Source organism: Cyanothece sp. BG0011, assembly GCF_003013815.1.
In the GTDB taxonomy this organism is placed as follows: domain Bacteria; phylum Cyanobacteriota; class Cyanobacteriia; order Cyanobacteriales; family Microcystaceae; genus Crocosphaera.
Genome location: NZ_PRLH01000080.1, coordinates 1 through 9,342, shown reverse-complemented (window position 1 = coordinate 9,342; position 9,342 = coordinate 1). Strand labels below are relative to the sequence as shown.

Here is a 9,342-nt window from a genome sequence, read left to right as displayed (position 1 = left end):
AAAGCGACTATCAAAAAATTGCAGAAAAAGAATGGATTGAAAAACAAGAAGAAGAGTTAAAAATGATTCTAGATAACTGTAAAAAAATTATCGATCAGTCATAAGTTAAGTAATTTTTAATCACAAAGCTTGATCAGTATCAATTACTAACTCTCGTAACTTAGCCGTTAATTGTTCAATTTTTTGCTGTGCTAATTCTTTTTCTTGTTTCTCCTGTTTAGCTGCTTCTTCAGGAGTAGGAACTAAGTTACCATCGCGGGTAAAGAAGAAACTGTTATATCTATCCTAACTAATATATATTGACAATTCTAATATTAATCTCTTCGCTCCGTTACCCAGAAAAAGGAAACACTCACAAGAGGGATCATCGTCATTATAATAGGTAAGCTAGAATACCCAAAAGCGCGATCGCTTATTCTCAATATGAGTCAACAGCAACCCTTAAGCCAACTGTTAACCCAAGCAGTGCAAAACTTGGTCAAGTCAACCCCCAAGACACAAGTCTTAAAAAAAGGGGCAAAAGTCCCAGAAATAAGGGTCAAAGAAAGCCCAAAAGAGCAGTTAAAAACCTACGCTTTAATTGGCGATCGCTATATCATTGGCCGTAGTTCTAGACATACCGACATCAAGGTACTTAACCCTATTGTCAGTCAAGTCCATTGTTCTTTGCATCGGGATCAAAAGAACCCCCGTCACTTCATCATTAAGGACGAAAACTCGACTAACGGCATCTATTTCAGAAAACGACGGGTTAACCACTTATCCCTGCGTCATGGAGACACCCTTACCTTTGGTCCACCAGAATTAAAAGATATTGCCACTCTGACCTATCATAACCCACCCCCAAAATGGATGCAGTGGCTACGCTATGGTTTCTATGGCACCGGATCACTGATTACCCTATTAGTAGCCTGGTTATTGTGGGAAACGAGCAAAGTTAGCGTCCATCCCTTACCCTCCGGAGTGAGTGGCCCTGTCGTGGTTTACGCTAGGGATGGAGAAACCCCTTTAAGTCCCCTTAGCGACGATGCACACCACGAAATTGACCGTTTAAAGGACTTTTCTCCCCATTTGAGCAAAGCCGTCATTGCCTCCGAAGATAGTCGCTTCTACTGGCATTTTGGCGTTGATCCCTACGGTATTTTGAGGGCGATGGTGGTTAATTTTAAAGATGATGGTATTCGTCAAGGGGCCAGTACCCTCACCCAACAACTCGCCCGTAGTTTATTCCCAGAAGTGGGACGGGAAAACACCGCTCAACGTAAAATTAGAGAGATTATTGTCGCTTTAAAATTAGAAGCGGTTTATAGTAAAGATTTTCTGCTCAAAACCTATCTTAACCGTGTTTATTTAGGTGTCGGTAACTATGGGTTTGAAGATGCAGCCCAATTCTATTTTGATAAGTCGGCCACTGAACTCGATATTGCCGAAGCCGCCACCTTAGTGGCCATGTTACCGGCCCCTAACTTATACAACCCTGTGCAAGATTATGACACTTCGGTACAGTTGAGAAATCGAGTCATTGATCGCATGGCAACCTTGAGAATGATCTCCCCTGAAGAAGCCGCCAGGGCCAGGCGATCGCGTATTAACATCAGTCCCGAAGCCAGAAAAGCTTTAGCTAACAGCAAAGCCCCCTATTTCTACGCCCATGTGTTTCAAGAGTTACGGCAGTTATTAGGGACAGAAATTGCTAAAGAAGGTAACTTTATTGTAGAAACTGGACTCGATTTAAACAGACAGGCATTAGCGGAAAAAAAGTTACAAGAAGCGGTTAAAACCCAAGGATCAACCTACGGCTTTTCTAATGGGGCCATGGTGACGTTAGATACTCGTACCGGGGAAATATTAGCCCTAGTAGGAGGTACAGACTACAAACAAAGTCAGTTTAACCGTGTCACCCAAGCCAAACGACAACCCGGATCAACCTTTAAACTGTTTGCCTACGCTGCAGCCCTAGAAAAAGGCATTTCTCCCGGAAAATCCTATAGTTGCGGTGGCATCAGATGGCAAGGCCAAGCCTATAAACCCTGTGAACGCAGTAGCGGGGCAACAGATATGTATAGAGGAATGGCACAGTCGGAGAATACCATCGCCCTACAGGTAGCCAGAGAAGCCGGGTTAAACCGAGTGGTCGATATTGCCCAACGGTTGGGGGTTCAGTCGGAATTACAAGCCGTCCCAGGGCTGATTTTAGGGCAGAGTGAGGTTAGTGTTTTAGAAATGACGGGGGCCTATGCTGCGGTGGCTAACGACGGTTTATGGCAGCGTCCTCATGCCATTCGTCGCATTTTAGACGGGGGGGACTGTACCAATAATGAAGACTGGCGCACCTGTCGAGAAATTTATAATTTTCAGACCGATGATAGTGCCAGACAACAGGCCATCTCTCCCCAAGTTGCCCAAACCATGACCAGTATGTTGCGAGGTGTCGTCAGTAACGGAACCGGACGCGCTGCGAGTGTAGGGTTAGGGGAAGCCGGGAAAACTGGCACCACTGATCGCGCGGTTGATCTTTGGTTTATCGGCTATATTCCCCGTAATCATCTGGCTACAGGGGTTTGGTTGGGAAATGACGATAATTCAGCTACAAAAGGCAGTAGTGGCCAAGCAGCCGCCCTTTGGGGAAACTATCATCGACCTTAGTGGTTTAAACTTAGGTTAAAGTTATTTCATAAATCGTGCCTGGACTACATATTTGTCGAGGAGATGACTCTTTGGTAAAGACCTCTCGACTCCAACCTCCCATGCGGTCAGAATCAGGAATACGGTATTCTACTCTAATCCGAATATTTTTTTGATTAACATTTTCCAGTCGTCTTGTTTCTTGCCATACTTGGTTATTAGGAATGACCTCATTCGGGACTGGTTCTGAACGCCATTTTTGGTACGCAGGATCATAATAGTCAAGATCAATCACTTTGATTTCATTACCTGTGTTATTAATGACTTTCAGATACACATCTTTACAGTGGCGTGAAGCTAACGCTGGTGAACTTAGAAGCAATGAGGTACTAGCACTGAAAGCTAATATAGAGACTGACGCAATTTTACGCAACATCATCTTTTTTTCCTATTATTTTCGATAATTCTCAGTTTTCCTTCACTACATACTATAGCCACGTTAGTCAGTGATCTCAGTCCCAAAATAAGTGTCTATCGAGAACTTATTCGTCGTATTAAGTAGAAAAACATCACATTAAGTAGAAATTCACTGAAGTTCACTATTCAGTGATCACTCCTGTAAAGACTGCTTCAGCAGGACCTGTCATATACAGTCGGTTATCTTGTTCGGACCATTCAATGGTTAAACAACCCCCCGGTAATTCCACCGTACAGAGGCGATCGCAATTTCCCGTCAAAACCCCTGCTACCACAGACGCACAAGCACCGGTTCCACAGGCCAAGGTAATTCCTGCCCCTCGTTCCCATACTCGCATTTTTAGATAATCAGAGCGAACCACCTCAATAAACTCCGTATTCGTCCGTTCTGGGAATACAGAATGATGTTCAAACATCGGGCCAATGGTTTCTAAAGGAACCGTTGCCACATTATCTACAAACGTAATACAGTGAGGATTACCCATACTGACACAAGTCACTGACCAAGACTGACCCCCTACTTCTAAAAATTGATTAATAACTTTTTCTTCTCCTTTCGTTAAAGTTGTAGGAATTTCTTTGGCCAATAAAAACGGGTTTCCCATGTCTACCTTAACTTGTCCTTCTTCTTCTAAACGAGGGACAATGATCCCAGCTAAAGTTTGAATGCGGTAGGATTTCCCGATAGTTTCAATTCCTTCTAATTTAGCCAAGAAACGAGCTAAACAACGAATACCGTTACCACACATTTGCGGTTCTGAACCATCAGAATTAAAAATCCGCATGGTGTAATCACTCTGATTATCTCCCGGTAAAGCAAAAATGACCCCATCGGCCCCAATCCCAAAATGGCGATCGCATAACTTTACCGCTTCTTCTGGGGATAATAAAGGGGTAGTGCTGTGACGATTGTCCACTAAAATAAAATCATTGCCTAGACCTTGATATTTAGTAAATTCCATAATCAGTTCAATAAGGGTTATATAAACAATTATCAATTAACCCACAGAGAAGGACAAGCGATCGCGGATAATAAAAATAACCGCTATCCATACATTCTAGAACTCATGAGTGAATTTGATACAGGATTGCCGAGTGTTCGACAAATTCAAAGATACATTAAAGATGAACAAAAAGTTGTCATGCAACTCACAACAGCAGAAACCCTTACCGGTCAACTGTTATGGCAAGATCCTCAATGTCTTTGTCTTGTGGATGAGTCGAATCAATCCCTATTAATTTGGCGACAAGCACTTATTTATATTAAACCCGCTCCTTAACCGAATCAGATAGTTTTTTTTTCCTTCAAAAGAGGATCAACGATCTCACCTTGAAATTTCTAATTCAATTCTGGGTAATCTGAGAATAACCCCTATTCACAGACTGCTCCACTTGTCAGTAAAAAACAAATCTATGAGCATTCAAAAAATTGTCGAAAACGCACTGAAAGATGGCTATTTGACACCCATAATGGAAGAAGAGGTCGGACGGATCTGTGAATCTGCCTCCGACTTACCCATGGAAGAATATATGGCATTAGATCGCCTCATGGGGGCTTTATTAACGGGAGAAGTCAAGGCCGTGGCCAGGAAACAGTTTATCAATGTTATGGAAGAATTGGTCTTAAGTGAGGCGATTAGTCAAGTCGCAGAACAAGAGTCAAAAGAATCCTCTGACCTTGATATTGGAGACATTGCTGCTTATGCGTTAAACCGTTTACCCCCTCTTTATGCCACTACCCACGAAGGAGCAGATTATCAACGACAACGGGCCAAACAAGAATTACAAACTTTGATAGCGAGACAAGTCACTGAAGGCATACAACGCTATGTTGAATGTCCTAGCATTCCTAATAGACGACCCCTAGAACAACAGCAACGCAGCGATATTCTGCAAAATATGACCGATATGCTCAAATCCTTAGCCCCTGATTAATAAAAATTGGAACCTGGGGAACCCTCATTTGAACTTCCGCGTCTAGAATGCTAACGTGAGGAGAATTATGCGTTGGGTAAACTTATGAGTCAAGCAATTACAGGACCTGAGGGACTACTTCGCTCATGGCGACAGAAGTCGGTAGTGTCCCCAGAAAAGCTTTCAAACTACGATTTGATCGTCAGATGTCAGGAGGGATCGCAACCTGATCGGGCTGCATTTGCCGAACTTTTAAACCGTTATCAGTCCCATGTCGAGAGAATACTCTATCATCTCGCCCCAGATTGGCAAGATCGGGCTGATCTGGCTCAAGAGGTTTGGATTAGGGTTTACCGTAACATCAAACGGCTTAATGAACCGGTTAAATTTCGGGGTTGGTTGAGTCGGATTGCCACTAATTTATTTTATGATGAATTACGTAAACGGAAGCGGGTTAGCCATCCTATCTCCCTCGATGCCCCTCGTCGAGTTGATGATGGGGAAATCGAATGGGATATTGTCTCAGACTATCCTAGTCCAGATGACAATTTAGCCACCCGTGAATTTTATGATCGTCTTAAAGTAGCGATCGCTGATTTACCAGAAGCCTTTAGAACCACCATTGTTTTAAGAGAAATCGAAGGGTTAGCTTACGAAGAAATTGCAGAAATGACTGGGGTTTCTTTGGGTACGGTTAAGTCCCGTATTGCTAGAGCTAGAGGTAAATTACAAACGGTTTTACAAAAATATGTTGATTAATTGAGATGCTTGTTATCTCAATGATCATTCTGTGAGGGGTGTCATGACCATGCTGTTATCAGCATTTGTCTCCGCAATCAAGGATCTTAGAGGATCTAGGAGAGTTTCATCATGATGTCTGATTTTGAACACAATCAAGGGCTTTCGCCCACTGATTCAAGTAATATGGATAATCAGTTTGAGCGTTTTGAGTTGTTAAGTGCCTATATGGATGGGGAACTAACAGCCCAAGAGCGTAAACAAGTTCAGCAATGGCTTGATAGTGATCCCGAATTCCATCAGTTATATAAGCAACTGTTACGAGTCCAACGAGAGACGACAACGATTTCAATTCCCGAAAGTTCTGTCTCGGTAGACGACTTATCTCAGGGGGTTTTTGATACCATTGATCGTCAAGATCGTAGAAAACGAGGCTTGATCGCCAGTGGTATCGGGATCGCGGCGGTCATTGTCGGTTCTATTGCCCATGTTTCTTTACAGGATGGGCTATTTCCTCGTTATGCTCGCACGGGGGGAGAAAGTGAGGCCCTAACCATTGCCCTAAACCGTCCTGTGGTCGAAATTCCCCCTAACCTTCGTTAACTTATATCTTGCACCTTCGATAAAATCAGCTAGTTTAGAGAGGGAATAGGGAACAGGCAACGGGGAACAGTGTTTATTTTGACTGTAACTACTTGAGAATTAATTTTCTTCACTTAGTTATTCAGCTTTTCTGTACTGACCCAAGATGTCAGTTAACCCAAAGCCGAAGAACCGAGATCAGGGGGGATATCCTGCCAACGACCGGGGCCAACAGCGCGAACTGCCTCGGTTAAGCTGACATCTCCTGTATATAATGCCTTGCCAATAATCACACCAGTCACGCCAATAGGTTCTAAGGCCAATAATCCTAAAACGTCACTCAGAGAACTAACACCCCCTGACGCAATGACAGGGATATTGATGTGATTGGCTAATTCTCGTAATGCTTCACGGTTAGGGCCTTGTAGGGTTCCATCTCGGTGGATATCGGTGTAAATGATAGCACTCACCCCAAACTCGGCCATTTGTTGGGCTAAGTCTGTCGCTAAGACTTCGGAAGTTTCTAACCATCCCCTAGTGGCAACTTTACCGTTACGGGCATCAATTCCTACGGCAATTTTACCCGGAAAGGCTTGACAGAGTTCGTTAACTAAAGAAGGGTTTTCTACCGCTACCGTACCGACAATAGTGCGATCAACCCCTAATTCGATGAGTTGGGCGATACTTTGGCGATCGCGTAATCCCCCTCCCACTTGCACAGGAATGGAGATGGCCCTAACAATTGCTTCTATAGTATCAAGATTGACGGGATGACCCTGTTTTGCCCCGTCTAAGTCCACTAAATGCAAACGGGTTGCTCCTTCATCGGCCCATTGTCGGGCGACTTCTACGGGATTTTCGTTATAAACTTGGGATTGTTCATAGTCACCTTGGTACAAGCGCACACAACGTCCTTCAAGCAGATCGATCGCAGGGATAACATCCATGAAACGTATATTTTTTAGGGTTTTCAAATATTATAATCTTATCAAAAGCGGACATAGTTGAACGAAGTTATAACTCAGTAGGGGCTTAATACTATTAAGCCCATTCAGTTAAGTCAATTTTACTCCAATCAATTTCATCAAACTTATGCTTAATGTACTCAGGTAAATTTTCTTTGTCAATCCTAATATTTAGCAAATGCTCAAGTAATTCTTGACAATCAAATTTAACTTTTTTTCTTGCTTCAATAATGTCCATCGGCTTAGATAAAGGCTTATTATTACTATGTCCATGTCTGGCATCGTCTCCTAATGACTCAGGATGGTTAGCTGTCCGACGAAACTTTTCATAGTCTTTATGTATCTTTTTAGCTTTGTTTAAGTCTCTGGTTTTCCATTTATTGTGTAAAATTTCATATACTTTATACAATTCATCAAATTCAGTATCTTTATGTTGTTTTCCTAACAACCTAACAATTTTATAAATATCTGCATCTTTTTCAAGAAAATTCCATATTGTTTCAACTAAGGAAATTTTATTGTAATGTTCACGGCAATATTTAATAGAGTCTTCATCGTTTGGTTGATAATCTCGATTACGTTTTGGATCTGAACCAAGCAAGAGGCGACTATGAGTTCTATTTAAAAGATACAAGACCCCATTGTATAAACCTAGTAAATTGTTGGCTTTATGAAAAACTTTTTGTGAGTCTTCCAAATCATCAAGAAGATAAGATGAAAAATAATATTTATCTTCACTATCGTTAATACTAAAATAAGGTGATATAATTATCCTATGCGTTGTATATAATTGATCACGAGACAAGCCATACAGCATCCCATTGTTACGAATATCAATTAACCATTTATATCCTGACATTTTTATCTCCTATATTTTTTACTAATATTTTAAATTATTTACTAAGCAGAATATTAAATTCCTTGAGCTATGTTTTCTGACTTTTCTGATAAGTCGGGGTCATCTGAAAAACAACCAATGAAATCACTGTTTCTTAATTGTGCTAGGGGATCATCATTATTTGATGAGGTTGCTGAGGTATTTTCTAAGGATTTATTTGTTTTAAAATAAGCAGTCATTTCTGTTAATAGTTTCTCAACTAAAGCTAATTGCTCAAGGTTAAGATTATCGAGTGTTTTTGTTATCCTTTGTTTGATTTCTGTACTTTCCATTAATCATAAACCTCTCTTGGTAGTATTATTTAAGTGGTAAAAATGATACACTACCCAATACTTCGATAATTATACCTCCCCATTAATAAACAGGGAGGTATAACATTAATTATTGAACTGAGGTAAAACAATTACAGTTGTTTAACTTCAGATACTAACTTAGCAATCACATCTTGTGCGCTACCAAAGAGCATCATGGTTTTATCGTCGTAGAATAACTGGTTATCTACACCAGCAAACCCGGCACTCATACCCCGTTTAATAACGATAGTATGATGAGCTTTATCTACTTCTAAGATGGGCATTCCATAAATAGGACTATTTTTATCAGCCCGTGCAGCCGGGTTAACCACATCATTGGCCCCAATAACCAAAGCAACATCAGTCTGTTCAAATTCAGGGTTGATGTCGTCCATGTCGTGCAACTGGGTATAAGGAACGTTCGCCTCAGCGAGTAAAACGTTCATGTGGCCGGGCATCCGTCCGGCTACAGGGTGAATCGCATATTTAACGTCTACGCCCATTTTTTCGAGTTGGTTGGCCAATTCTCTGACGGTATGCTGTGCTTGTGCCACAGCCATACCATAACCAGGAACAATCACCACAGAACGAGCATAACCTAACATCATCGCCCCTTCTTCGCTGTCAATGGAGTGAACCACTTTATCGGTTGCTTCACCGGAACCACCGGCAACGGAACCGCCGGCACTACCAAAGGCACCGAATAAGACGCTAAGTAAAGAACGGTTCATGGCTTTACACATGATTTCCGTTAAAATGATACCGGATGCACCCACCAACGCACCTGCGACGATGAGCATATTGTTCACTAAGATGAAACCAGCAGCACTGGCAGCTAACCCTGAGAAAG

At 41.9% G+C, this 9,342-nt stretch carries 11 protein-coding genes; 5 read left to right on the top strand and 6 right to left on the bottom strand.

From position 1 onward, the window contains the following. Positions 1 to 423: 423 nt before the first annotated feature. Positions 424 to 2,646 carry a PBP1A family penicillin-binding protein gene (locus C4E06_RS10510; RefSeq protein ID WP_107668020.1) on the top strand — a complete coding sequence of 741 codons (2,223 nt, stop codon included), beginning with the start codon at positions 424 to 426 and terminating at the stop codon, positions 2,644 to 2,646. A gap of 10 nt (positions 2,647 to 2,656) precedes the next feature. On the opposite strand, the gene C4E06_RS10505 is transcribed toward C4E06_RS10510, so the two are convergent. Both C4E06_RS10505 and dapF read right to left on the bottom strand, forming a co-directional pair. After that, positions 2,657 to 3,064 carry a hypothetical protein gene (locus C4E06_RS10505; protein WP_107668019.1) on the bottom strand — a complete coding sequence of 136 codons (408 nt, stop codon included), beginning with the start codon at positions 3,062 to 3,064 and terminating at the stop codon, positions 2,657 to 2,659. A 160-nt stretch (positions 3,065 to 3,224) separates the two neighbouring features. Further along, positions 3,225 to 4,064, bottom strand: a complete 840-nt coding sequence (dapF, locus tag C4E06_RS10500) for a diaminopimelate epimerase (RefSeq protein WP_339377040.1) — start codon at positions 4,062 to 4,064, stop codon at positions 3,225 to 3,227. 105 nt (positions 4,065 to 4,169) lie between these two features. Here dapF and C4E06_RS10495 point away from each other — a divergent pair, with 105 nt between their 5' ends. The 4 genes from C4E06_RS10495 to C4E06_RS10480 all read left to right on the top strand — a co-directional run bounded on the left by C4E06_RS10495 (position 4,170) and on the right by C4E06_RS10480 (position 6,357). After that, positions 4,170 to 4,382: an RNA-binding protein hfq gene (locus C4E06_RS10495; RefSeq protein WP_107668018.1), complete on the top strand. Its 213-nt coding sequence runs from the start codon at positions 4,170 to 4,172 to the stop codon at positions 4,380 to 4,382. A 133-nt stretch (positions 4,383 to 4,515) separates the two neighbouring features. Then, the gene (locus tag C4E06_RS10490) at positions 4,516 to 5,037 is read left to right on the top strand and encodes a late competence development ComFB family protein (protein WP_107668017.1); all 522 of its coding nucleotides are present in this window, start codon (positions 4,516 to 4,518) and stop codon (positions 5,035 to 5,037) included. Between the two features lie 84 nt (positions 5,038 to 5,121). After that, positions 5,122 to 5,775, top strand: coding sequence for a sigma-70 family RNA polymerase sigma factor (locus tag C4E06_RS10485; protein WP_107668016.1), 654 nt, complete (start codon positions 5,122 to 5,124; stop codon positions 5,773 to 5,775). A 111-nt stretch (positions 5,776 to 5,886) separates the two neighbouring features. Continuing rightward, positions 5,887 to 6,357 carry an anti-sigma factor gene (locus tag C4E06_RS10480; RefSeq protein WP_107668015.1) on the top strand — a complete coding sequence of 157 codons (471 nt, stop codon included), beginning with the start codon at positions 5,887 to 5,889 and terminating at the stop codon, positions 6,355 to 6,357. 152 nt (positions 6,358 to 6,509) lie between these two features. Here C4E06_RS10480 and hisA read toward each other — a convergent pair whose 3' ends face one another. The 4 genes from hisA to C4E06_RS10460 form a co-directional block, all read right to left on the bottom strand. Then, positions 6,510 to 7,283 (bottom strand): 1-(5-phosphoribosyl)-5-[(5-phosphoribosylamino)methylideneamino]imidazole-4-carboxamide isomerase, encoded by a 774-nt coding sequence (gene hisA / locus C4E06_RS10475; RefSeq protein ID WP_107668014.1) that lies wholly within the window; start codon positions 7,281 to 7,283, stop codon positions 6,510 to 6,512. Positions 7,284 to 7,377: 94 nt separating this feature from the next. After that, the gene (locus C4E06_RS10470; protein ID WP_107668013.1) at positions 7,378 to 8,160 is read right to left on the bottom strand and encodes a hypothetical protein; all 783 of its coding nucleotides are present in this window, start codon (positions 8,158 to 8,160) and stop codon (positions 7,378 to 7,380) included. A gap of 53 nt (positions 8,161 to 8,213) precedes the next feature. Beyond that, entirely contained in the window at positions 8,214 to 8,471 is a 258-nt protein-coding gene (locus C4E06_RS10465; protein WP_107668012.1) for a hypothetical protein, read from the bottom strand. A 131-nt stretch (positions 8,472 to 8,602) separates the two neighbouring features. After that, a partial coding sequence (locus C4E06_RS10460; RefSeq protein ID WP_198648525.1) for an NAD(P)(+) transhydrogenase (Re/Si-specific) subunit beta occupies positions 8,603 to 9,342 on the bottom strand: 740 nt, incomplete at its 5' end.

Excerpts from the sequence above, each read along its gene's own strand:
- C4E06_RS10495 (WP_107668018.1), top strand. The coding sequence starts at position 4,170 with ATGAGTGAATTTGATACAGGATTGCCGAGTGTTCGACAAATTCAAAGA.
- C4E06_RS10485 (WP_107668016.1), top strand. The coding sequence starts at position 5,122 with ATGAGTCAAGCAATTACAGGACCTGAGGGACTACTTCGCTCATGGCGA.
- C4E06_RS10465 (WP_107668012.1), bottom strand. The coding sequence starts at position 8,471 with ATGGAAAGTACAGAAATCAAACAAAGGATAACAAAAACACTCGATAAT.
- C4E06_RS10470 (WP_107668013.1), bottom strand. The coding sequence starts at position 8,160 with ATGTCAGGATATAAATGGTTAATTGATATTCGTAACAATGGGATGCTG.
- C4E06_RS10505 (WP_107668019.1), bottom strand. The coding sequence starts at position 3,064 with ATGATGTTGCGTAAAATTGCGTCAGTCTCTATATTAGCTTTCAGTGCT.
- hisA (WP_107668014.1), bottom strand. The coding sequence starts at position 7,283 with ATGGATGTTATCCCTGCGATCGATCTGCTTGAAGGACGTTGTGTGCGC.
- dapF (WP_339377040.1), bottom strand. The coding sequence starts at position 4,064 with ATGGAATTTACTAAATATCAAGGTCTAGGCAATGATTTTATTTTAGTG.
- C4E06_RS10490 (WP_107668017.1), top strand. The coding sequence starts at position 4,516 with ATGAGCATTCAAAAAATTGTCGAAAACGCACTGAAAGATGGCTATTTG.
- C4E06_RS10510 (WP_107668020.1), top strand. The coding sequence starts at position 424 with ATGAGTCAACAGCAACCCTTAAGCCAACTGTTAACCCAAGCAGTGCAA.
- C4E06_RS10480 (WP_107668015.1), top strand. The coding sequence starts at position 5,887 with ATGATGTCTGATTTTGAACACAATCAAGGGCTTTCGCCCACTGATTCA.